This window comes from Streptomyces sp. A5-4, from assembly GCF_051131715.1.
Lineage (GTDB): Bacteria > Actinomycetota > Actinomycetes > Streptomycetales > Streptomycetaceae > Streptomyces.
Genome location: NZ_CP178591.1, coordinates 6,594,862 through 6,617,484, shown reverse-complemented (window position 1 = coordinate 6,617,484; position 22,623 = coordinate 6,594,862). Strand labels below are relative to the sequence as shown.

The 22,623-nt window shown below is 69.8% G+C and carries 28 protein-coding genes; 19 read left to right on the top strand and 9 right to left on the bottom strand.

Going from position 1 to position 22,623, the window contains the following annotated elements; translation table 11 throughout:
• Window positions 1-35: 35 nt before the first annotated feature.
• The 9 genes from ACLLJJ_RS31080 to ACLLJJ_RS31040 all read right to left on the bottom strand — a co-directional run bounded on the left by ACLLJJ_RS31080 (window position 36) and on the right by ACLLJJ_RS31040 (window position 5,503).
• A complete protein-coding gene (locus tag ACLLJJ_RS31080; protein ID WP_185298078.1) occupies window positions 36-446 on the bottom strand; it encodes a hypothetical protein in 411 nt (136 codons plus the stop codon).
• A gap of 10 nt (window positions 447-456) precedes the next feature.
• Window positions 457-906: a hypothetical protein gene (locus ACLLJJ_RS31075; protein WP_185298079.1), complete on the bottom strand. Its 450-nt coding sequence runs from the start codon at window positions 904-906 to the stop codon at window positions 457-459.
• Window positions 903-1,391, bottom strand: a complete 489-nt coding sequence (locus ACLLJJ_RS31070) for a hypothetical protein (protein ID WP_185298080.1) — start codon at window positions 1,389-1,391, stop codon at window positions 903-905. The genes ACLLJJ_RS31075 and ACLLJJ_RS31070 overlap by 4 nt, the downstream gene beginning before the upstream one ends.
• Before the next feature lie 105 nt (window positions 1,392-1,496).
• Complete coding sequence (locus ACLLJJ_RS31065) at window positions 1,497-1,841, bottom strand: SH3 domain-containing protein (protein WP_185298081.1); 345 nt, start codon at window positions 1,839-1,841, stop codon at window positions 1,497-1,499.
• A gap of 147 nt (window positions 1,842-1,988) precedes the next feature.
• On the bottom strand, window positions 1,989-2,708 hold the full coding sequence (locus tag ACLLJJ_RS31060) for a hypothetical protein (protein WP_434595858.1): 720 nt from the start codon (window positions 2,706-2,708) through the stop codon (window positions 1,989-1,991).
• Window positions 2,709-2,732: 24 nt separating this feature from the next.
• Complete coding sequence (locus ACLLJJ_RS31055; protein ID WP_434595856.1) at window positions 2,733-3,434, bottom strand: hypothetical protein; 702 nt, start codon at window positions 3,432-3,434, stop codon at window positions 2,733-2,735.
• Between the two features lie 19 nt (window positions 3,435-3,453).
• Entirely contained in the window at window positions 3,454-3,939 is a 486-nt protein-coding gene (locus ACLLJJ_RS31050) for a hypothetical protein (protein ID WP_434595854.1), read from the bottom strand.
• Window positions 3,936-4,496, bottom strand: coding sequence for a DUF4913 domain-containing protein (locus ACLLJJ_RS31045; RefSeq protein WP_185302565.1), 561 nt, complete (start codon window positions 4,494-4,496; stop codon window positions 3,936-3,938). The genes ACLLJJ_RS31050 and ACLLJJ_RS31045 overlap by 4 nt, the downstream gene beginning before the upstream one ends.
• 251 nt (window positions 4,497-4,747) lie before the next feature.
• A complete protein-coding gene (locus ACLLJJ_RS31040) occupies window positions 4,748-5,503 on the bottom strand; it encodes a DNA-methyltransferase (RefSeq protein WP_434595853.1) in 756 nt (251 codons plus the stop codon).
• A gap of 510 nt (window positions 5,504-6,013) precedes the next feature.
• Between ACLLJJ_RS31040 and ACLLJJ_RS31035 the strand changes: the two genes are divergently transcribed.
• The 19 genes from ACLLJJ_RS31035 (at window position 6,014) to ACLLJJ_RS30945 (ending at window position 22,608) form a co-directional block, all read left to right on the top strand.
• Complete coding sequence (locus ACLLJJ_RS31035; protein ID WP_434595851.1) at window positions 6,014-7,147, top strand: C40 family peptidase; 1,134 nt, start codon at window positions 6,014-6,016, stop codon at window positions 7,145-7,147.
• Between the two features lie 147 nt (window positions 7,148-7,294).
• Window positions 7,295-7,609 carry a DUF6112 family protein gene (locus ACLLJJ_RS31030; RefSeq protein WP_185298087.1) on the top strand — a complete coding sequence of 105 codons (315 nt, stop codon included), beginning with the start codon at window positions 7,295-7,297 and terminating at the stop codon, window positions 7,607-7,609.
• The gene (locus ACLLJJ_RS31025) at window positions 7,609-8,295 is read left to right on the top strand and encodes a hypothetical protein (protein WP_185298088.1); all 687 of its coding nucleotides are present in this window, start codon (window positions 7,609-7,611) and stop codon (window positions 8,293-8,295) included. Before ACLLJJ_RS31030 ends, ACLLJJ_RS31025 begins: the two co-directional genes overlap by 1 nt.
• A gap of 36 nt (window positions 8,296-8,331) precedes the next feature.
• Window positions 8,332-9,702 (top strand): SCO6881 family protein, encoded by a 1,371-nt coding sequence (locus ACLLJJ_RS31020; protein WP_185298089.1) that lies wholly within the window; start codon window positions 8,332-8,334, stop codon window positions 9,700-9,702.
• 81 nt (window positions 9,703-9,783) lie between these two features.
• Window positions 9,784-11,256: an SCO6880 family protein gene (locus ACLLJJ_RS31015; protein ID WP_185298090.1), complete on the top strand. Its 1,473-nt coding sequence runs from the start codon at window positions 9,784-9,786 to the stop codon at window positions 11,254-11,256.
• Between the two features lie 129 nt (window positions 11,257-11,385).
• The gene (locus ACLLJJ_RS31010) at window positions 11,386-11,850 is read left to right on the top strand and encodes a DUF6238 family protein (protein WP_185298091.1); all 465 of its coding nucleotides are present in this window, start codon (window positions 11,386-11,388) and stop codon (window positions 11,848-11,850) included.
• A 28-nt stretch (window positions 11,851-11,878) separates the two neighbouring features.
• On the top strand, window positions 11,879-13,393 hold the full coding sequence (locus ACLLJJ_RS31005) for a VirB4 family type IV secretion system protein (protein ID WP_185298092.1): 1,515 nt from the start codon (window positions 11,879-11,881) through the stop codon (window positions 13,391-13,393).
• Window positions 13,394-13,408: 15 nt separating this feature from the next.
• Window positions 13,409-13,969, top strand: coding sequence for a hypothetical protein (locus ACLLJJ_RS31000; protein ID WP_185298093.1), 561 nt, complete (start codon window positions 13,409-13,411; stop codon window positions 13,967-13,969).
• A gap of 119 nt (window positions 13,970-14,088) precedes the next feature.
• On the top strand, window positions 14,089-14,265 hold the full coding sequence (locus ACLLJJ_RS30995; RefSeq protein WP_185298094.1) for a hypothetical protein: 177 nt from the start codon (window positions 14,089-14,091) through the stop codon (window positions 14,263-14,265).
• Complete coding sequence (locus ACLLJJ_RS30990) at window positions 14,255-15,208, top strand: hypothetical protein (RefSeq protein ID WP_374940072.1); 954 nt, start codon at window positions 14,255-14,257, stop codon at window positions 15,206-15,208. The genes ACLLJJ_RS30995 and ACLLJJ_RS30990 overlap by 11 nt, the downstream gene beginning before the upstream one ends.
• Before the next feature lie 34 nt (window positions 15,209-15,242).
• On the top strand, window positions 15,243-16,010 hold the full coding sequence (locus ACLLJJ_RS30985; protein WP_185298095.1) for a hypothetical protein: 768 nt from the start codon (window positions 15,243-15,245) through the stop codon (window positions 16,008-16,010).
• A gap of 51 nt (window positions 16,011-16,061) precedes the next feature.
• Window positions 16,062-16,604: a hypothetical protein gene (locus tag ACLLJJ_RS30980; RefSeq protein ID WP_258049752.1), complete on the top strand. Its 543-nt coding sequence runs from the start codon at window positions 16,062-16,064 to the stop codon at window positions 16,602-16,604.
• A gap of 290 nt (window positions 16,605-16,894) precedes the next feature.
• Window positions 16,895-17,692: a hypothetical protein gene (locus tag ACLLJJ_RS30975; protein ID WP_185298096.1), complete on the top strand. Its 798-nt coding sequence runs from the start codon at window positions 16,895-16,897 to the stop codon at window positions 17,690-17,692.
• 102 nt (window positions 17,693-17,794) lie between these two features.
• Complete coding sequence (locus ACLLJJ_RS30970; RefSeq protein WP_185298097.1) at window positions 17,795-18,541, top strand: hypothetical protein; 747 nt, start codon at window positions 17,795-17,797, stop codon at window positions 18,539-18,541.
• A gap of 27 nt (window positions 18,542-18,568) precedes the next feature.
• Window positions 18,569-18,742 (top strand): hypothetical protein, encoded by a 174-nt coding sequence (locus ACLLJJ_RS30965; RefSeq protein WP_185298098.1) that lies wholly within the window; start codon window positions 18,569-18,571, stop codon window positions 18,740-18,742.
• A 58-nt stretch (window positions 18,743-18,800) separates the two neighbouring features.
• The gene (locus ACLLJJ_RS30960) at window positions 18,801-19,964 is read left to right on the top strand and encodes an IS701 family transposase (protein WP_185302568.1); all 1,164 of its coding nucleotides are present in this window, start codon (window positions 18,801-18,803) and stop codon (window positions 19,962-19,964) included.
• A gap of 151 nt (window positions 19,965-20,115) precedes the next feature.
• Window positions 20,116-20,559 (top strand): hypothetical protein, encoded by a 444-nt coding sequence (locus ACLLJJ_RS30955; protein WP_185298099.1) that lies wholly within the window; start codon window positions 20,116-20,118, stop codon window positions 20,557-20,559.
• Between the two features lie 47 nt (window positions 20,560-20,606).
• On the top strand, window positions 20,607-21,401 hold the full coding sequence (locus tag ACLLJJ_RS30950; RefSeq protein WP_185302569.1) for a glycosyltransferase family 2 protein: 795 nt from the start codon (window positions 20,607-20,609) through the stop codon (window positions 21,399-21,401).
• A gap of 16 nt (window positions 21,402-21,417) precedes the next feature.
• Window positions 21,418-22,608, top strand: coding sequence for a hypothetical protein (locus ACLLJJ_RS30945; RefSeq protein WP_185298100.1), 1,191 nt, complete (start codon window positions 21,418-21,420; stop codon window positions 22,606-22,608).
• The last annotated feature ends 15 nt before the right edge of the window (window positions 22,609-22,623 follow it).

Here is a 22,623-nt window from a genome sequence, read left to right as displayed (position 1 = left end):
CTCCTGGATGCGTGTAAGGGGGTTACCCGCGGGGCTCAGCGGCTCCGTGCAGTGCTCACGGCCGGAGCGGGTGGGGCGGGAACGGCTGGCGCGGGTACCGGGGGCGGAGCTGGCGCGGTGACGCGGGCCAGGCTCTGGAGAACGGCGGAGGCCGATTGGGCCTGGATGTCCCGGACAGCGACGGCTTCGGCGATCCGGCGGGTGCCGTCGAGAAGGTGGGAGACCTCGTGGCGTCCGATCTGCCGCTCGGGGTGGACGAGTTGGGCGAGGCGGTCGCGGTGGAAGTCGATGCTGCGCTCGGCGAGGGCGAGGCCGTCGTGCATGCCGAGCAGGGCGGAGAGCATGCCGGGCGGCTGGTCCTGGGCGTGGGCTGCGAGGTCGTCGAGCGGTGAGCCGTACAGGTCCGCGATCCGTCCGGCTATCTCTGTGGACGTGAGGTGGGGCAAGCGGGGGCTTTCACGGTCGGCGGGACCGGGCCGCCCCGGCACGCTGCGGTGCCGGGGCGGCGACGGACGGCGGCGGGGTGGTGGCGACCGTCGCCTGCGTCAGGCGGACGGGCCGGGGCTGCTGGTCGGGCGGTGGCATCGTCCGCAACAGCTCGCCGAGCGCGGCGCGGTAGCCGTCGCGGGCATCGAGCGAAGCCTCCAGCCACTGCGAGTCCATCCGCAGGTCGTCCGCTGACAGCTCGTTCATGTCGCGCCCTGGCGCCATGGCTTCGTGCACGCGGTCACGGACACGGGCGACCTGTTCCTCGGCCAGGACGAGGAACGACCGCAGCTCCAGCACACGGGTCAGCGCGGGCGTCGCACTGGGGCCGACCGCCGTCGCGTACAGCTCGGCGACCGGGGCTGCGAAGGACCCTTCGATCTGGTCGTCAAGGGTGCTGGATTTGAAGCGGACGCTCACAGCGCGCCCCTCCCCGCCCGCAGGACGGGCGCGGGTGCAGGTGCGACCGCCGGACGCTGCGGAGGGCTGGTCTGCACCGCCGGGCCCTTGCGAGTCCCGCGGCTGAGACGGGCGAGGCGTTCAGCGGCGAGGCCCTGCTTCCCCGGAGCGGCCGGGTCGAGAAGCCACCGCACGACCATGGCCCGGCCGTCGCGCGCGGTGACGGCTGCGTTGACGCGGTGGGCGAGGCCCATCGTGGGGTCGTCGACCTCGCTGGGCTGCGACTGCAGCGCCCCGAGCAGGTCGTTCTCCGCGCGGTCGAGAGCGGTCTGCGAACCGACGAGAAGCCCGTGCCATTTGACGACATCGGTGGCGTCGGGATGAGCGGTCGGCGCGACGGCGACGGCGGCCTTCAGCTGATCCATGCCCATCTCGAAGTGCGCTTCGATCTGCTCGGTGAGCACGCCCACGACATCCTCAAAGCCGTCGTATATGTCATCGGGCAAGGGGGAACTCCTTTCCGGGTGGCGCAGACACCTGAGAGTTCAGGGGAATCGCCGGGCGATCAGTCAACTCAGCTGGGCAATCAGCGGGTTGCGTTGCTCCAGCTGTCAGTCGAGGCACATTCGGACGTCGCGGAAGACGTAAGTGCCGGAGACCCAGCCCTTTACGCCGGTGGTCTTGTCCGTGATGTAGAGCCAGTTCCCGCTCTTCTTGGCGACGCTGAAACGGTGGCTCTTGTAGAGCACCCCGACCGCCGTGGACTTCGTGGTGGCCTTGGACCGGATGGTCACGGCCTTGGCGTGGACCTCGTACGGGAGCGGCGGGAGGGACGAACAGCTGCTCGCACGGACGGCGGAGGCGACGGGGGCCGCGCTGGCGGTGGTGGCGGAGAGCATCGGCAGAGCGAGTGCTCCGAGTATCGCGGCGGATATGGCAATTCGGGTTGAGCGCATGCGGAAGGAACCTCCGTGCAGGCATAGGGATGGTGTGGAAAGGCGCCGCGTGTTGTTCCGGCGGCTGGATTAAGAGTCCGGAGATTCGCCGGTTTGGCTAACCGGCGATCGTCGGCTATGTTGCGGCGCGCCTGTCGGCTTTGCGGCTCAGTGCGAGCGGCCGGGAGGGCGCGGAGCGGGAGACTTCGGCAGGGCAGCGGGACGGGTGGATGACACTCCTGGGCGGACCGGTGGCAGGGGCCCGGCCGTGCCGCTGATCCGCTCCTGACACCACTGGACGGCCTCTTCGGCGGAGGCGAAGCCGCCCTCGCGCAGGGTGTGCGTCCACGCCTCGGAGTCGACTTCTTCGATCACGACGCGGAACGGGGAAGAAGCCCGCCCATCCAGGGCGCGCAGGGCCGCGACGGTGACCATGTCGTCCGGGCTGTCGTTGGTGTAGGAGTACCCGCACGCGAAGTGGTCTCCGTCCCCCATGAGCCGGCGCTCCAGGGCCCGTGTGGCCTCGTCGGCTGGCGGGGGGCCCAGGTCGGGGTTGAGGTCGATGGCGTCGGGCGGGCAGCCGCGGTTGATGAGCAGGGACTGCGCCATCGACGGCAGGGGCAGCGGAACGTATTCGAAGTGGAAAGTCCGGGCAACCAAGTCTCGTTGGAGGTGGAGAGCGGCGATCTGTGGCTCTCCGGGAATCCCCCAGGTGACCGAGCTGTCGTGCAGGACGTAGAAGCTGTTCCCCCCGGAAGGACTGTGGTGCTCAGCCAGCGGGAGGAGCATGTCCTGGTTGAGGGAGACCGCGTACAGGAATGCTTCCTCCACCTGGGGGTCTGCGGGCTCGAAGTCATCGAGTCGGAGGTCGAGTTCGGGTAGGGGCATAGATCTCCTCGTGGTCACCCGGAGTCAGCGGCGGGGTCGAGTGGGGGCCGCGGGCCAGGTGCCGGGCCTTGGCGGTGCCGGTGCCGCGAAGGGCTGGCGCCTGCGGCTGCCGGCCAGGGCGGTGCGGCCCGCGTCGGTCAAAGCGACGGGCTGCCCGGCCGTCACGGAGTGGTCGGGATCCCGGGAGACCAGGCCGGCGGCTTCGAGCCGCTCCAGGTGGGCGTACGCGACCCTGGTGCCGGAGGCTGTGGGTACGGACATGCGCCCAGTGATCAGGTGCGTGTGCACCTTGGCGCCGCCCGCGATCGACAGCAGCGCCGCCTGGTCGGCGGCCGACAGCCGCTCCGGGACCTCCGGCTGCGATTGCTGGGCCGTGACCTGGATCGGCTCCAACGCGGCCAGCACCTGCCGTGCGGCCAAGTCGCGCACGTCGGCAGCCTCCTCCAGCTGGTCCACGGTGCGGTCGATGCGCTCGAACAGTGCGCCGTCGACGGGAAAGTCGCCGCTGGCCAGGCGGTGAAGGAGGGTGCGGTGGAAGGTCACCCCGGTCTCGGCCCTGGCCAGCTCCCGGTGCCGGTCGACCAGGTCGGTATGCGGTTCGTCGAGGATGCCGCGGTCGCGGTAGGCCCAGAGGGTGTCGACGTCCTGGCCGGTGACGACTTCGATGCGGTGGTCGAGTTGCGTTACGGAGCGCCGGGCTGCTGCCGGCAGGGGGTCTGGGGGCATAGGCGGGGGCTCCGTACGATCAGCGGGTGTGACCGGGCGAGGGGTGGTGCGCGGGGTGGGGAAGGCCCGGCATCGCGGAGGGCGGCGGGCTGGGCCTCGGCGCGGCGCTGCGGGGGGTGAGCTGCGGGGGGCGGGAGCGTGCCGCGTGGGTGCGGGCGCTCAGCGGCCGGCGGGCCATGCCCAGGCGGCGGCCGACCTCGTCGTAGATGTCGTTGCCGGCACGGGGCCGGACCGCGACGACGTGGATCTCTCGCCGTTGCGGGGAGCCCTCGGAGGCCGAGCGGAGTCCGTAGACAACGCGCCAGTCCTTCCGGGAGTCCACGACGATCTTGCGGTAGCCCTCCAGGTCGCCCGTGAGCCGAGGCCCGAAGCGCTCCGCGTTCACGACTTCCTGCAGGTAGGAGAGTGTGAGATCGCGGATGTCGCCGGGTGCCTGGAGGAGGTCGGTCAGGGCTCGGGGGTCGAAGCTCAGGCCGAAGGCCGGCTGCTGATGCCCGCCGGTCATGACGTCGGCTCGTCCGGCTCCGCGGGCTCGGCAGGCGCCGACGCGTCGGCTGTCGCCTTCTCGGTGCGCGCCGACGGCGGCGGGCCGGGAAGGAGCCGGTGGGCGGCACGGTCCGGGGAGGTCATGCAGGCCGACAGCGGCCCGCCCGGTGAACGGATCGCGGCGACGGCGTGGGTGAGGAAGTCGCGGTGCCACACGAACAGCCCTGACAGGCCGGCCTCCGGGTCTTTGTGCTGCTGGTAGGCCAGCCACAGGGCATGCAGCCAGGCCACGACGTCGTCGTGCTCCTGCCACTGCAGGCACCAGGGTGCCGCGGTGGTGACCTCCGCCCCGTAGACCGGCAGGAGGAAGTCGTCGACCCAGTCGGACAAAGCGTCAAGCTCGTCCTCGCGTTCCTCGCCGTCCAGCTCCATGATCGGGCGGGGCTCCGGTGGCGCGGCCGAGGGCGGTCCGCCGAAGCCCGGCATCCCGAACGCCGCGAACGGCGACGGGCTGCCGGGGTCCGGCGCCGACGCCAGACGGTCGAGCTGCTGCTCGTGCTGGGCCTGCCGGTCCATCAGCCGCCGGACCGTGGCCTCTACCCCCTCCGAGTCGGGATCCAGAACTCGGACTGGCTCCAGCTCCCCCTCGGACGAGGGCTCTACGGGTTCAGGCATGAGGAGAATGGCCTCCTAGAAGGCATGGAAATGGGGATGCAGAAGTCACGACGAGTGGATCGCTCGTCGAGCCGCAATAAATGAGTGGCGGGCCGTCGCTCTGAGCCAGAGAGCGATGACCAAATCCGCAGTCGAGAGGTGCGGTTGTAGCGTCAGGTGGTGAGCACCATGGCGTCCCGGGTGAGGGTTTCGCGGATCGTCTCGGTGAGCCGGTCGGCCGCGATCGACGCGTAGTGCTCGGTCTTCTCCACCCCGATGAAGTCGCGGCCTTCCAGCAGGGCGGCGACGCCTGTGGATCCGGAGCCGGCGCAGAAGTCCAGCACCGTGCCGCCCGGCGGGGCGATCTGCACCAGCTGCTGCATCACGGAGACGGGCTTCTGGGTGATGTGCTGGCGCTTGGACCCCGACGGCTGCGAGGCGCTGTAGAGACCGGGCAGATAGACCGGATTCTTAGCGGCGTCGATCTTGCCCTTGGCACCCCAGACGATGTACTCGCAGTCCTGGCGGAACTTGCCCTTCTGCGGCCTGGCCTGCGGCTTGTGCCAGGTCAGGACGCCCAGCCACAGCCACCCGGCAGCCTGGAAGGCATCTGTCGTAGCGGGGAGTTGGCGCCAGTCGGTGAACAGCAGCGCTGTGCCGCCGGTCTTCGTCATGCGGTGCGCTTCGGTCATGATCTGGGTCAGCCAGAGCGTGTACGAGCGCTGGTCCATGTTCTCGCCGGTGAAGTCGGGCAGGGAGTGCTGTGCATCGGCGGAGGTGTACTTCTGCTTCGCGGAGCGGCTCGTGCGCTCCTTCGCAGTCCGACCGCCGGAGTTGTACGGCGGGTCGGTGATGACGGAGTCGACGCAGTTGTCCGGCAGGCCGGCAAGGACGCTGAGAGCGTCGCCCTGGTGCAGGGAAAAAGGCAAAGAGGAACCCCAGTTCAGGCGTGGAAACACGGAAGGGAAAGCCCGTCTCGCAGGCGAGTCCCCGCAGGCCGGAATGGGGCATAGAGATGCCCGGGCCACAGATCGGGGAGAGCGAGGGGGAGTCCAAAAACTGTAGAGGTGAAATCGCCGACGACCAAGAAGTGTGGGCGGAGGGTGCGGTTTCCGATCCCTCGCGCCTACTTTTTGGTCAACCGCCAATTCGGGCCTACTGTTTTTGAACCGCCCGGCGCACACCGCCGCTGGCTACTTCCCACCATGCCTCTCGGAGGTTTCCCCTGCCCCGGCACACCTAGCTCTCGGCCCGGCCATGCGCGGCGAGCGGCAACTCGCCCGCACTGGCCTCCTCGATCGCCCACCACCGGCTGCCGCGCCCTTCCACCACGCCCTGCGTACGCGGCACGCCGGACACCGCACCCCGAAGGACACGTCCATGACGTCTCTCTACCCACCCATGCCCGTAATCGCTGACACGCGAGCGGTCCGCGCCGGTTGAAGGCGCTCGCCGCCGGCATCGGCGTCGTCTTCCTCTCCCCACTCCTGCTCGCCGGAACGGCCATGATGGTGGCCTCCTCCGCCGATGCCGTCCAGACCGCAGCGTTCTCCAGCGGCTGCCTGACCGACATCGATTCCGGCGAGGTCGCCAAGCAGGTTTCCAAGATCCTCGACGGGGCGTCCGGCAAGGACGTCAAGATCAAGGGCCTGGACCTGCCGGCCGAGCAAGTCCCCAACGCGCAGACGATCGTGGCCAGCGGCATCAGCCTTGACGTGCCCAAGAAGGGCCAGATCATCGCGCTCGCCACCGCGATGCAGGAATCGCGCCTGCGCAACCTCAACTACGGAGACCGGGACTCGCTGGGCCTGTTCCAGCAGCGCCCCTCCCAGGGCTGGGGCACGGCCCAGCAGATCCGCGACCCGGTCCACGCCTCCGAGCAGTTCTACAAGCACCTGCTCAAGGTGAGCGGCTGGCAGCAGATGACCGTCACCCAGGCGGCACAGGCCGTCCAGAAATCTGCCCTCCCCGACGCGTACGCGCAGTGGGAGGGCCTGTCGACCGCGCTGCAGAAGGCCATCGCCGCCACCTTCCCAGGCGCCGGCAAGGACAAGGTCGACAAGGCGCCGGACAAGGTCAAGGAGCCGACGGCCGACACCACCGGCTGCGCTCCGTCCAAGGACGGCTCCGGCTTCGGCCGCATACCCGAGGGGAGCGTCCCGAAGGGATACAAGATCCCCAAGGACGCCGACCCGAAGGCCCGCAAGGCGCTGGACTGGGCGATGCACCAGCTCGGAACCCAGTACCAGTGGGGCGGCAACTGCACCGACTCGCACGGCCCCGACCCGATGGGCCGCTGCGACTGCAGCTCGCTGATGCAGCAGGCATACGCCCACACCGGCGTCACCCTCACCCGTACTACGTACACGCAGGTCAACGAGGGCAAGCCGGTCTCACCGAGCAAGCTCCAGCCCGGTGACCTGATCTTCAGCCGCGGCACCGCGAGCCGTCCCGAACATGTCGGCATGTACATGGGCGAGGGCCTCGTCATCGAGGCGCCGCGCACATCGAAGCCGGTCCGGATCACCCCGATCAAGGACTGGGACATTTTGGCCGCCCGCCGCGTCCTCTGACGCCGCCTCTCCCGGACACCGCCCCGCCCGGACAGCACCTCCGGGCGGGCCTGTGCCGCGGCCGTCTCCCGCACCCCGAGCGCTACCTCCCCCCTTCCCCGCCGGCCCCTCGCCTGGCCCGCGTACGCAAGGAGCCCCACCACGCCCATGCCCTTTCCCCTCGCAGACCGCGTCATCCAGCTCGCCTACGACCCAGGCATCAAGCCCCAGGGCGGCGGCCTGCCCGGCCTCGCCGTCCTGAAGAACGTCGTCAACAGCATCAACATGTTCGGAATCATCGCCGTTGTCGGTGCCCTCGCCGTCTCCCTCGGCGTGTGGGCCTGGGGCCACCACACCGGCGGCCACCAGGCCGAAGCCAACGGCAAGAAGGGCGCCGTCGTCGCCGCCGGCGCCGCCCTCGGCCTGGGCGCCGCGAACGGCATCGTCGCGTTCTTCTCGGCCCTCGGCTCGCAGGTCCAGTAATGCAGAAACGATTCCCCTCCGTCTCCTTGTCCTCCTACCGCATCGGCTGGTCGGCCAACAAGCGCATCGCCATCGTCGCGATCGTGGTCACCGCCCTGCTCGCCATCGCCGCTACCGTCGCCTGGCTGAGCGGGAGCAACGAGCAGGGCCAGGAACACGCTTCCCCGTCCCCGGCGAGCAGCCCTTCCTCCTCCGAGGCCGCCCCGAAGCCCGCCGCCGGATCGGGGTCAGTGCTCAAGCCTCCGCAGATCGCCGAGCCCGTCGAGTACGCCAAGGCCGCGGCCCAAATGCTGTGGTCCTACGACAGCCGCAACACCAGTCGTGACCAGCAACTCGCCGGTATGCGCGCGTGGATGACCGAGGAGACCACTTACGCCGACTGGGCGTCGGTCTCCGGCCAGGTCCCCGACCCGGTCCTCTGGTCGCGCATGGCCGACCAGGACCAGCACGCCAGCGCGTCCGTCACCGAGGGCCACTTCCCCTCCGCGTTCAAGGCGGCCCTGGCCGACGACCCGTCCGCGATCACGCAGGCGTACATCTACGTCGTCACCGTCAACGGCAAGCAGCAGATCGCCTGGAAGAAGGGCGGCGGCGGAGCCGAAGAGCGCGCCGTGACCCTCGCCGTGCAGTGCCGCCCCGACCACGACTGTTCCCTGGCCGCCATCGCTCCGAACGTCACCCAGTGACCCGCGCCTGACACAAGAAAGGAGGAACGACTCCCCGTGGGTTTCTGTGACTTCCCCCTGGCAGACAAGCTGTGCTCCGTCGGTGACGCCGTCGACTTCGCCTCCGACCCCGGCAAGGCCATCGGCGACTGGCTCGCGAAGTCAGCCGGCGAACTTGCCGCCGCGGCTGCCGACTTGGCAGCCAAAGCGGTCAACACCACGACCAACGTCGACTTGAACGCCGACTGGTTCCGCGACAACTACGAGATGCTGCTGCCGCTGGGCCTGGTCCTTCTCGTCGCGACATTCTGCGCGCAGCTCGTCAGAGCCGCCATCAAACGCGACGGGCAGGCCCTCACCCAAGCACTGACCGGCACCATATCGGGCGTGATGTTCGCCTTCTGCGCCATCGCCCTGACCACCGTCGCCATCGAGGTGGTCGACGCCATCTCCAACGGGCTGTTCAAAACCGCGCACCTGAACATCGAGACGGCCGTGCGCCGCATCGTGAAGGTCAACCAGATCGCCGGCCTGTCCGGGCTGGGCTGGCTCCTCCCGGTGGTCACCGGGCTCGGCGCCGCCGCCGGAGCCATCCTCTACTGGTGCGTGATGATGGTCCGCAAGGTCGGCATCCTCGTCATGGTCACCCTGGCGATCTTCGCCGCAGCAGGCGGCGGCTGGGAGGTCGCACGCCGCTGGCGCAAGGGCTGGATCGAAGCCACCGCTACCCTCGTGGTCTCCAAGCTCCTGATGACCGTGATCTTCGTTCTCGGCATCGCCGCCATGGGCAAGACCGAGGCCAAGGACGGCGTCGGCGCACTCGCCGACGTCATGGCCGGCATCGTGATCATGGTCTTGGTGTTGCTCTGCCCCTACGCCGTCTTCAAATTCGTGCACTGGGCTGCCGACGGCACCGACGGAGAGTCCATCCACCGCGCCGGTGGTGCCGGAGCCCAGGTCGCCAAGCAGCACGCCGAGAAGGCCGCCCGCAAGGCAGCCTCCGCAGCCGCCACCGCCGGAACCGGCGGCGCGGCGGCCGGAGCGGGAGCAGGCGCAGCCCCGCAGGGCCCCGACGGCGGAGGCGGCTTCCCCGGCGACATCGCCTCCAACCCCACGGAGGGAGGCGGCGGCAAGGAAGGTTCACTCGGCGGCACGGGCGTCTCGCCCGGCGCAGACGCCATCGAGTCCGGTGTAGAGAAGGCAGTCCAGCCCCCGCCGACGAGCGCCTCCGACGACACCAGCGGCCAGGTGGGCGGCAGCTCCGGACCCGGCGGCTCCGGAGCGAGCACCGCCTCCGGTCAGGAGGGCGGATGGCAGTCTGCCCCGCCGACCACGACCCCGCCACCACAGGGCGCACCGCCGTCCTCCGGCTCACAGAACGCCACCACCGGAGGAGCGGCTCCACCGCCGCCGCCGAGCGGCCTCTGATCCTCTGTCCGCTTACCGGGGGCGGGACGCACTCCACGCCTCCCGCCCCCGGGCCCCACCAGAGCTCCCAGGACCTGCCACTTGACTGACCTCTCCGCCGCCCCGGTCACGGTGAAATTCCCGCACCGGTCCCGCCGCGGCATCCTCCTCGGCCTCTCCTTTCCCCAACTCATACTCGTTTCAGGTGCGTTGGCACTGCTGTTGGTGACGGTGGTCTCCACCGGCCTGATCGGCGCCGTCGCCCTGACCCCGCTGTGGGCTGCAACCGGTGCGCTCGTCACGATCCGCCGGCACGGCCGCTCACTGATCGACTGGGCGCCGATCGTCGCCCGCTACGCCCAGCGCCGGCGCGCCGGCCAGACACTCTGGCTCGCCCGGCCCGTCACCCGGCCCCGTCAAGACGGTGTCCTCCATCTGCCCGGCACCGCGGCCTCCCTCAAGGTCGTCACGCCCGGCGACTCAGCCAACGGGGCCGCAGCCGTGCACGACCCGCACCGCCAGACCCTGACCGCCATCGCCCGCGTCACCAGCCGCGCCTTCGTCCTGCTCGACCCCGCCACTCAGAACCACAACGTCAACAGCTGGGGACGCGCACTGGCAGGCATCGCCCGCACCGGGCACATCGCCACCGTCCAGGTACTGGAGCGCACCGTCCCCGACAGCGGAGACACCCTCACTCGCCACTGGGCCCAGAGCGGTCAGCCCCAGGCCCCGGTCGCCGGACAGATCTACTCCGAGCTGGTCGCCTCGGCCGGCCCCGCCGCCGCGCCGCACGAGACCTACCTCGCCATCTCCCTCGACCTGAAGGCCGCCAGGCGCCTGATCTCGCAGGCAGGCGGCGGGTTGCCTGGCGCGTTCACCGTCATGGAGCAGACCACCGCGTCCATCGCCCAGGCCGCCCGGAACTCCGGACTGATGGTGGCGGGGTGGCTGAGCTCGCGGGAGATCGCCGCCGTCGTGCGCACCGCCTACGACCCCAAGGCCCTCGCCGCACTCCAGCAGTGGTCGGAGACCGGCCGCGCCGAGGCGGACCCCGCAGCCGCCGGCCCCGTCGTCCAGTTCGAGGAGTACGACCGCCTCGCCACCGACTCCGCCCGCCACGCCACGTACTGGGTGGAGAACTGGCCGAGGACCGAGATGGGAGCGGGCTTCCTCCACGGGATCATGTTCACGGCCGGAGTACGGCGCAGCCTGTCCCTTATATACGCGCCCCAGGGGCTCGAGTCCGCACTGCGGGACGTCCAGCGGAAGAAGGCTGCGATCATCGCCGACGCGAACGAGCGCGCCCGCAAGGGACAGGTCGACAGCGAAGAGGACTCCGTCGAGTACGCCGACGTCAAGACACGAGAGCGTCAGCTCATCGCAGGACACGCCGACGTCGCCCTGACCGGCCTGGTCACCGTCACCGCCGAGACCGATGCCCTCCTCGACGCCGCCTGCGCACAGATCGAGACCCACGCCGTCACCTCGGGAGTCGACCTGCGACGGCTCAACTACCAGCAGCCCGACGCCTTCGCGCTCACCGCACTGCCCCTCGCCCGGACCGCGCTGTGACCGGGGCACAGCTCACCACCGGTGCCGCTCCGCACCTGGTGGATGAGGTCTTGGCCAAGCCCGCCGCCAGTCGATCGCACTGCGGCGACCGCCACAGCCCCTGTCTCCCGGCAGGAAGGACCGCCACCTTTGACCTCTCCCACGCGTCCGAACGACGCGCATCCCTATCTCCGGGCAGCGAGCGCCGGAGTCCGCCACCACACCCGCGCCCTGGTGCAACCGGGCGTCGCCCCGGCCAAGCCAGTCGACCGTGTGCACCTCGACGTACTCCACGCTCACCTCACCGCCCTGCACCAGCTCCTCGACCGGCTCGCCGAGACCGCCCGGCCGCCGCACCCCGCCGCAGGCCGGCACCTCACCACCGCGCACACGCGCCTCTGGCAGGCCACCACCGAGATCCACTCCGCCTTCCACCTACTGCCCAGCCACACGGCGCCAGAGAGTACCCAGACGAACGAATGCCATCCGGAACGGCTCCCCGACGGACCACCCGTGCTGACTATCTGCCAGCGCCACCTCACTGCCGGACACGTCATCCGGCGCAAGACCACTCCCACCGATCTCCGCTCGCACACCACGGCCTGCGTGCGATGAGCACCACCCGCAGAATCGAGGGCCCCTGATGAACCACCGGCCCGCCCGTCGAGCCCGCCGCGCCAGCGCCAGCCCCCTGTTCACCCCCCACGGAACGGACCGGGCCAGCCGCAAAGAGGCCCGCCGCCAACTCTCCGAAGCCACCGCCAAGGCCCGTGCCGAAGCAAGCACTCATCCGGCAAGCGGCACTCCCGCCGAGAACGAGACTCCCGCCGCGCTCTACCCCCCGAGCGGACGCCCAGGACCCGCCTCGGCCCGCAAGAACCGGCTGAAGCTGCCCGCCCACCGCATGACGACCGCCGTGGCCGCCGGCGCCTACCCCTTCCTCGCCGAAGGGGGCCTCGGCGCCGAAGGCATCTACATCGGCCGAGACGTCCACGCCGAGGCATCGTTCGTCTTCGACCCGTTCGCCCTGTACGGCAAAATCGAAGGTTTCACCAACCCCAACATTTTGCTGGCCGGCGTGATCGGCCAGGGCAAGAGCGCCCTGGCAAAGAGCTTCGCATTGCGTTCGGTCGCCTTCGGCTACCGCGTCTACGTGCCGTGCGACCCCAAGGGCGAGTGGACGCCCGTGGCCAACGCGTTGGGGGGCACGTCCGTTGCCCTCGGCCCCGGGCTCCCCGGCAGGCTCAACCCCCTGGACGCGGCCCCACGCCCGGAGAGCATCGCCGAGGCCGACTGGGTCGGTGAGATTCGCAAGCGGCGCCTCCTCCTCCTCGGCTCCCTCGCCCGGACCGTCCTCGGCCGGGACCTGCTGCCCATGGAACACACCGCCCTGGACATCGCCCTCGACACCGTCGTCACCCATGCCACCGACACCGGCCGCACCCCGCTCCTCGGGGACGTCGCCGCCACCCTCAACAACCCCGTCGCGCTCGACGAGGCCGCCGGGATGATGTCAGGACGACTCGGTGACGCAGCCCGAGACCTGGCCCACGCCATGCGGCGGCTGATTCACGGTGACTTGGCCGGCATGTTCGACGCCCCCTCCACCGTGGCCTTCGATCCCAACGCGCCGATGCTCACCATCGACCTGTCCCGACTCGGCGGCTCCGGCGACGACACCGCGCTCGTCCTGGCGATGACCTGCGCCTCCGCCTGGATGGAATCCGCCCTCACCGACCCCAACGGCGGGCGGCGCTGGATCGTGTACGACGAGGCATGGCGCCTGATGCGCCACGCCGGCCTCCTGCAACGCATGCAGGCCCAGTGGAAGCTGAGCCGCGGCCTCGGCATCGCCAACCTCATGGTCATCCACCGGCTGTCCGACCTGCTCACCGCAGGCGACGCCGGTTCGCAAGGCCGCGCGCTCGCCGAGGGCCTCCTCGCCGACTGCAGCACCCGCATCATCTACCGCCAGGAAACCGACCAACTTCACGCTGCGGCCTCGCTGCTCGGCCTGACGTCCGTGGAGATGGACGCCATCGCGCACCTCAACCGGGGCCGCGGGCTCTGGAAAGTCGCCGGACGATCTTTCATCGTGCAGCACCTCCTGCACAGCCACGAGCTGGCGCTCTTCGACACCGACGCCCGCATGCATTGAAAAGCAAAGGGGCTCATGAATCCCGATATCCAACGCGAACTGATACCCCGCGACGACACCCTCCAACTTATCGGAGCACTCGACGAGATGAGGGCCAAACTCGCTGGCTCCGCCGAACAGTGGCACCTGCTGGACGACACCGGTCACGTGCCCGCCTCGGCCTCATACGCCGACCTGATCCAGCACTCCGAAATCGCACAGTCCCTCGCCCACGGCGTTGTCCAAATGGTCGCCGAGTTCGCCCGGACCCCGCACAGCACGAATCGAGCCGGCAGCACCGTCCTCACCCACCTCGCGACGGCCGCCACCATGTCGAGCTACGCAGCCCCGCACTTCGCCGACACCGCAGAAGCCGCTCTGGCCCTACCCCAGTCCCGCGACAATCAGTTCCTGGAAAACCGCATGGCCGTGCACCACGCCACCGCCCGTGCCTATCTGCGGCGGTCGTCGGAATCGCTCCGTGACGCGGTCAAGGAACTCCACGCCCACCTCGACCTCCACCGCTTCTTCCCGACGTACACCCTCCAGGAAGCAGTAACGCCTCCGCCGCCAAGGCCGAGCACGCGCCACCGATAGCCCGCGCTAGTGCCGATGCCGGCGCCATACAGCCAAGGAGCACCCTGAACCGCCCCGCCCATTACAGCGACGCAGACTGGGCCGAGTACCAGCAGTGCCAAGCCGAACACGATGACCTGATGGATCAGGTCGCCGACCGCGAAGCGCAGATGGAACACGGCCTGATCGACACGTACGACGAGTACGAATTCGACTTCTCCCCGCTACCACCGCCGCAGCAACCGCCGCAGCCCGCACGCCGGATGCCGTCCCTGCGCCGTACGCGTGCCCCGCACGGGAGCAACCGTGCCCGCTGACGGCAAGGGCACCCCGTACGCCGTCCGCGCTGGTACGCGCGACATGCCGGGTGATGCTTCTCCGCTCGCTCCGCTCCCCGACCACCGCGATGTGCACACCTCTCGGTGGGAGGTGCTGTGGCAGCGCCACGCACACCTCACTACACCCCTGCGGCAGCGCGGGCTGGAGTGCGACATCGAGTTCGGCCTCAGTGCCTACATCGTCCGCGTGTCGCTCCCCGACGACAGCTACCTGATCATCAGCCCGCCGCAGGAGCCTCCTCCGGACCGTCTGCCGGGGGACCCGGAGGGGTGGATCGTGACCCGCCAGCACACCGAGCGCCATGAGCTGTTCGAGTTGATCTACGACTCGGCTCCCTCCACCGATCCCAGCGCCCCGGAGCGGCCCGAAGCACGCCACGGTGGCAGTGCCTCACACCTGATCGAGGCCGTCGACCAGCGGCTCATCCAGCTCGGGCTGCTCGCCGTTCCTCCCTCGTCGGCCGGAGACCCGCTCGTGTCGGCAGTCAAACAGCGCGGCGCTCACCAAGCCCAGCACGGTGCGGCCGGGAAGGAGCAACACGGCGCCTACCTCTACGGCGACGCTCTCCTCGCTCTCACCGACCGGCTCAACGGAACCGACTCGCATGTGGAGGCCGCCGAGCTGCTGCACCAGATCCTGGACCCGACGGACGGCCTGCTGGAGCGGCTCGGCGAATTCTTCGAAGCAGCCGGGGAGAAGGCAAAGGAAGCTGAGGAGGACGACGGCTTCGATCTGTCATACGACTTCGCGGACGCCGCTGCCGAGATCAGGAACCTCGGGGAGGTGCTGCACGTGGCCGAGGAACGGATGCGCTCCCTTACCGCACCCCCGCAGCCCCACCGGCCAGCAGCACTCTCGACCCACGCGCCAGCCCTGCCGCCTACCGCCCTTCCTCCCGCCCGTCCACGGCACACACGCTGATGCCGCAACCCATCCGCGTCGCACCCAGGAGCCCATGCCCACGCAACGCACCGACCTCTCCGCCTTCGCCGCCGGCCTCGCCGAGCGCCTGCCCGGCGCCTGGACCAGCACGTACCAGCGCCACGCGGAGTACAAGGACCAGTTCCCCACCACCAACCAGCTCTGGGATTCCGGCCACGTCGGCTACATCGTCAGCACGTACGTTCTCGCTCACGACGCCGTCCTGCATGGCCCCGAGAACCAGCGGCTCTACGTCAGCGACAGGCCCCGGAATCCGCGCCAGTTCGTCGTCGCCCCGCTCGAACCCGACGACGATGACCTCAAGCCCCATCACTTCGACGAGGTCGAGGAACCCCACGGCATCGCCGTCGCCAACGACCCCGCGCGTGCCGCCGCCGACGTCACCCGCCGGGTACTGCCCCGATACGAGCAGGCTCTGCACGAGCTGTTCCGCTACGCGGTGGACCAACCCGAACCCCCGCACCGCCCCGCCCCACCACAGGTCTCCCAGGTCCTCACCCTGACGATGTACGACGACGGAGCCCTGGGCGCTCCGTACAAAAGCGTGCCACCTGATGCCCGTACGACGCTGTACGACGCCGGCTTCAATTACCACCCGCACCAGGCAGCCTTCCTCCTGTCCGCCGAACTCGGCGAGAGCGTGCACGCACTCCGCGTCCAGGCCGTGGCCCAACAGCTCACCGCCAAGGGCATCGGCGTGAACCTCCGCCACTGCGCACCCCGCACCAGCCCCGGGCTTCCGCCTGCGCCACCGCAGACCGCCCGCGCGCACCACCGTTGATCCAGACCGCACGTGCCCCACGGAGTTCCCCTGCTTTCCGAATACGACGCCATGAGCCAACTGCGCGCAGTGGCCGAGCGCATCTACCGGGCGGCCGACGAGATGCCGCTCACCGGCATATCGCAGTTCCCCCGCGACAGCCTCGACGAACTGGACGAAAGCGCCCGCGAGATCGCCGGACTGTTCATCCACATCGCGACCGCCGCCGCGTACGCCGACCGTGAGACGACCGGCCGTCCAGGTCAGACGGACGAGGCAACTCAGCGCCGCGTCACCGCACTGACGCGCGTCGCGGGCACTGTGGGACGCGCCCTCGCCGACCTCGGTGAAGCCGTCGCCCACGCCGGCGGCCTGCACCAGGTTGCCCGCCTACCCCGCTCTTCGGAACGCGCCAAAACCGAGCGTTCCCTGCGCACCGCACTCGACGACCGGCTCGACAGCGCCCGCCGCCACCTCCACGAGGCGGGCCGCCAGCTCTACGCCGACACCGAACGGCTCACCCCGCCGCGCACCCCCCGCAGCGCCCAAGCTCCGTCCCCGGTACCCGTCGCCCCACGACCCGCCACGCCGACCGCCACCCCCCGCACTCACTGATCACCGACCTGAAGAACTCTGGAGCCCCCATCCGTATTGCCCGTCGCACCCTGCCGCTGCTCGGCTCCGCCGTCGCTCTCGCCCTGGCTCTGACCAGCTGCGCCAACGACAGCAACAGCCACGGCAACGAGAAGGGCCCCAGCGCCCGCACCACGCCGAAGCCGACGCCCGCCCTCAGTACCACCCAGGCCCGGGACGTCATCACCCACTACGCAAAGATCAACAACGAGGCCAACGCCACACGCGACCGCGCCCTGCTCGACACTGCCGAGGACGGCCCGCTGTACGCGATGTCCGTCTCGGACTACACCGAGACCGAGGGCCTGCCCAAGGCTGACCGCAAGCCGTACAAGCCGTGGTCCTACGACACCGCGAGCGCCAAGCTGTACATCCCGCGGCTGACCCCGGGACAGGACCGCTGGTTCGCTGCCGCACTCTCGGACCAGAAGGGCAAGGCACCCTCGCGCCTGGCCGTGTTCGCCGAACGACCCCAGAACAAGCGCTGGGAGCTGGTCTCCGTCGTCGACCCTGAAGGCAAGAAGCTGCCCGACGTCGCCCTCGACCAGGACGGCTACGCAACGGCCGTCGCCGCCAACGGCAACAAGCAACTGGCAGCCGGCGCTGACCTTCTGCGGTCCGCGGTCCTCGACAACTTCGCCACCGGCGGCATGAATACCGGCACGAAGGTCTTCGAGCCGACCGTGGCGAGCAAGCAGCAGATCGAGGTCCACGACAAGACCGGCACCCGGTACGGAGACCAGGGCACCACCGTCTTCGCCGGTGCCGCCAACCGCTACAAGGACGCCTACGCGCTCAAAACGAGCGACGGCGGCGCCCTGATCCTCTTCTCCCACACGCACACCCAGACCGACGCCGTCGCGCACTCCGGCCTCCAGATCAACCCCGGCAAGGACGACCGGGCCTGGCTCCACGGCGTGCCGCGCAGCTCCATCCAGTACACGTTCGTGTGCAACGACGCCGCCACCGTCCCCGCGAAGGCCGCCCCGTCCCGGCTCATCGGCTACACCTGCGCGCGCACCGACGCCTCCGGCCCGCCAGTCGCTTCCGGATGGTCGGACCGCGCGTAGGCCATCCCCTCACCCCAGGGCCGAATCGGGCCCGGCTTCCCCCAACCCTCCGGGGCCCCGCCCGCTGGTCCGGGCCCCGGACAGCAGCCCACGGAGATGCCCTTGCCCCACCACAACCTCACCGCATTCGTCCACGCCGTCGGCACCCGACTGCCCGGCCGCTGGCAGGCCGAAGCCCACCCCACGTCACTGGCAGAAGACCCGGCCAGCGACCGCATCTGGAACTCCGGCCCCCTCGCCTACACCGCGCACCGCAGCTCCCCGACCCACCGGTCGGTCCTCACCTCGGCCAGCGGAATCCAGCTGTACGTCACCGAACACCCCTCCCGAAAAAGCCAGTTCGTCGTGGCGCCGATGCTCCCCGCAGGGACCAAGCACGACCACACTGCCGGGGTCGCCGCCCCTAAGGCCGTCACGGTTCCCGCCGATCCGGTGCGCGCCGCCGCTCTGGTCCGCCGCCGTCAGCTGTTCGACTACCGCGTCGCATCGATGATGGCGCAGAGCAGAGCTGGCGCCGGACCACACCTGCCCGTCGACATCACCCTCGGCACCGACGGCAGGCCCCGCGTGACCACGGTCTACGCGCGCGCCCTGTACGAACTCCTGGGAAGAGAAGGCTTCCTCCTCGACCCCGCGTCCGGCAAGTGCTACCTGCCCGAGACCGTCGAGGACCCCATTCCCCGCACCCGCCAGGCCGCGCAGCGGCTGGCCGACATCGGTTTCAGTCCCACGTTTCCGGAAGGCGACAACAACGCTGCCTCCGCCAGCGGAACGCAGGGCTTCTCTCCGTCCGCTCCGGCCGGCCCGCCTCCGCTCACTCCGGCCCGCACGCACCGTGCACCGCGCTGACCGACTCCGAACGCCAACATCCCGACTGTGGAGACCTCTCTGTCCACTCGATCCTTCATCGCCCGCCCCACCGACCCCCTGCACTACAGCGGTATCCAAGTCCGCCTCGACGGAGTACCCAGCCACCACCTCCCCCTGCTCCTGACCGCCTACCACCACAAGTTCGGGCGCGACCTAGTACTGCAACCGCATGTGGCGTGACAGGGCGCCGTCTTGGTCGTTGGACTGACTGTGTGATGAATCGCTGACGGTCGCGCAGATCGAGAACTGGTCCGAGGGGATAGCCGATCTTCATGCTCGCTTTGCGGGCCGTTTCGGCAGGTCGGAGCCGCGTGAGCGGGCGCTGGACTACCTGAGTACGTTGCTCGCACCGCTGGAGAAGAAAAACGGGTGGACGCTGGCCGAGCAGGCTGGCCAGCGTCGCCCCGACGGTTTCCAGCGGCTGCTGAACTTCGCCGACTGGGACGAGAATGCCGTCCGTGACGACGTGCGTGACTTCGTCGTCGAGACGATCGGCGCCAAGGACGCGGTGCTGATCGGGGACGACACCGGCTTCCTGAAGAAGGGCGTCAAGTCGGCCGGTGTCCAGCGGCAGTACTCCGGAACGGCCGGCCGCACGGAAAATTGTCAGATCGGCACGTTCCTGGCCTACGCCTCCGTGAAAGGCCGGGCGCTGATCGACCGGGAACTGTATGTCCCCGCCTCCTGGACCGATGACCGCGAGCGGTGCAGGCAGGCCGGGATCGGTGACGAGGTGCCCTTCGCCACGAAGATCGAGCATTTCAAGTGGATGCTGCAACGCGTGATCGACGCCCGTGTCCCCTTCGCCTGGGTCACTGCGGATGAGGCATACGGCCAGGTCAAACACATGCGGGCCTGGCTGGAGGAACGGCACGTCGCCTATGTACTGGCCACCAAGGTCAACGACATCGTGACCACCACCGATGGTGCGGTCGCCGAGGTGCGCGACCTGATCACCGCAGTGCCCCGGCAGAGATGGAAGCGGATCTCCGCCGGAGCGGGCGCGCACGGTCAGCGGTTCTACGACTGGGCCCGGATCGCTGTCCGCCCGCAGTGGCAGGACGGCTTCGGGCACTGGGTCCTGGCCCGCCGCAGCATCAGCGACCCCGCCGAGATCGCCTACTACGTCTGCTACGGCCCCGCCACCTCCCGGCTGAAAGACCTGGTCAGAACCGCTGGCGCACGGTGGCAGGTGGAGGAATGCTTCCAGATCGCCAAGGGCGAATGCGGCCTGGACCACTACCAAGTTCGTCTCTACCGGGCCTGGTACCGGCACATCACCCTCGCGATGGCCGCCCTCGCCTACCTGACCGCCACCCGTGCCGCAGAAGCCACAAAAGGGGCAGCCGAGACGACGAGCAAGACCTCATACCCCTCAGCGTCCCGGAGATCCGCCGGATGATCGGGCACGTCGTCATCACGCCCCGCTGCCACGACAACGAGCACCGTCTCCGCTGGTCACACTTCCGACGCCGCAGCCAGGCCCGAGCCCGCCGCTGTCACTACCAACGCCGAGGCCAAAACCCACACATGCGGTTGCAGTACTAGAGGCCATGTCCTGCCACCTTGTCGACAATGTCGCCATCGGCTGGGACCAGCTGGGAACCGATCTCCTCGACGACGCCCCGCCCGCGCTCATAGCCGCGCTGACCGGCGGTGAGCAGTGGCCCAGCCGCCCGCTGAACCTGATCACCCCGAACGGGGCCCCACCGGTGCGCATGACGGTCACCGACTACACCGCTGACGCCCAGGACATGCAGTGGGGCTACATCCTGCACAGGGAAGGCATCGAAGTGGTCAGCCTGCTCCACGAAGACCTCGGCCCGCTCGTGGACTGGTCCACCGACCCTCGCACCGTCTTCAGCGACGACCCGGAGCACTGGTCCTCCCTCGATCCCGCACCGGTCATCCAGGCCGTCCGCAACACGGCGCCCCAGAACGCACCTGTCGCAGTCCCCGCGACGGCCAGCCCTCAGCGCACCGTCGCGCACCGCTAGTCGCCCCTTCGTCTCCGGAGACTCCTCTGCCCCCGCACGCCACGCCCCTGATCACCGTCATCATCGCCAGCCGCCTGCGGGAGGACCGGCTCGGCTACCTGAGCGCCATGCACGCCAGCCTCACCCGGCAGTCCGTTCCCTGGGAGGCGATCATCTCGCTCGACGGGGTCTCTCCCGACCGCCTGCCCGCCCCGCTCGCACAGGACTCTCGCGTCCGCACCCTTGCCCTGCCTCGCCCGGTCGGCGCCGCATGCGCCCGAAACCTCGCCCTCCCGCTGGTCCGCACCCCGTACTGCAACTGGGCTGACGACGACGATGAGTTCACCGACGACGCCATGTCCGTGCGGCTGAACACTCTGGAATCGGCCGGGGTTGGCTGGTGTGCCGGATGGAGTGAGGACCGATACCTGGACGGGACCACTCGACTGTGGCGGTGCCCCGCCCCGCCCGGCAGGCACGAGGCCGGCGATGTGTGGACGTACTGGAAGTCCCCGGCAGACACCATTCCGATCGGGCCGACGACGATCCTCGCTCGCACCGAACTCGTACGCGCCGCCCCGATGGGTGGCCTCGTCCAGGGCGAGGACTACTGCACGGCCGTCGGCATATCGAATCTCGCCCCCGGGATTCTGCTGCCCACCCCCGTGTACAGATACCGAAAGCACGCAGGCCAGCTCACGGCCCAGCCCGGATACGACCTGCTGGAGACGGCGGCCCGCGAACACGCCTGGCAGTACGGCCGCAGCCTGCGCTCCCTCCTCCGCGACCACCAGCCGACGCCCGCGCTCAGTGTCCGGCCGCCGGAACTTGCCGCAGGGCCGCCCGCTCGCGCGCGCCTCTGACCTCGGGACTACCCACATGACCAACCCGCCCACCGCGGAAATCATCCTCTCGACCAGCCACACCCACGGCCTCGTCGCCATCGCTGCCGGCGAGGAGTTCCTCCAGGCCCGTGACGCCCTGCAGGAAGCCGGGTTCAGCCGCCTGCCCGGCGGCGCCTTCGCCGCCCCGCTGAGCGAGGCACAGGAAGCCCGCGACACCGCCAGCGCCCTGGTGCACCGCGCGCACGAACACGGCGCGAGCATCACCACCAGCAGCCGCCCCTACCTCGGCGACACCGGCCAGGAGATCGCCGCCCGACTGCCCGGCACCTGGAGCGCAAAGGTGGAGATCTATCCCCGCAAGCACTGGCAGGAGGACATCGTCGGCTCGCTGTGGGACAGCGGAGACCTCCTGAAGGCCATGCTCGACGTCCATATCCCGTGTGCGGTGGTGCTGAACAACCATGCCGGCACCGAGCTGATGCTGATCGAACGTCCCGGGCACGCCAGCGGCTACCTGGTGGGCGCCTTCGCCACCGAGGAGTACGACGACAACTGGGACGAGCCGAACGCGCCGCGCAGCATCCCGCTGCCCGCTGCGACGGACCTCGCCGCACGCGCTGTCGCCCACACCTTCCTGCCCGCCTACCGCAGGGCCCTGCACCACCGGCGGCTCGACACCGTCATGACCGCACTGGACCGGATCCGTCCGGAGCACGAGACGCTGCAGGCGGTCAAGGAGTCCGGCCGGTTCAGCGAAGGCGTGCCGCTCGCCAACTCGCGCCTGCTGCCGGAGATGGAGCGTGCATTCGCCGACCACGCCTGGCTCTCCTTCCGTGACGTCCTGCAGCACGCCCCGCTCCTGCTCAGCCGGTGCCGGCCCACCGCGAGCCCTTGGCCCCAGGACGCTGCCGCGATGGCCCGGCTGCGCGACGCACTCGCCGGCAGCCAGGACGCGTGGGCGGATTTCAATGACCTGCGCACGGAGCTGTACTCCATCCCCGCGGTCCTGCCGGCCCACGAGTGGAGCCAGGTGCGCAGCACGCTCGGCACCGCCGTCCTACCCGCGATCGAGACCTGGCTCGCGGACAGCGAGGCGTTCGAGCGCCAGGCCCGCGCCGCCGTCCCCGGCGGGCAGGTGGCCCTGTCCGCGCCCAGCCCCCGTCTGCTCACCACCCGCCCGGCCCAGCCCCCTGCGTCCCGGCCAGCGGCGAACGCACACCTGTAAATGCCGTAGAGAAGA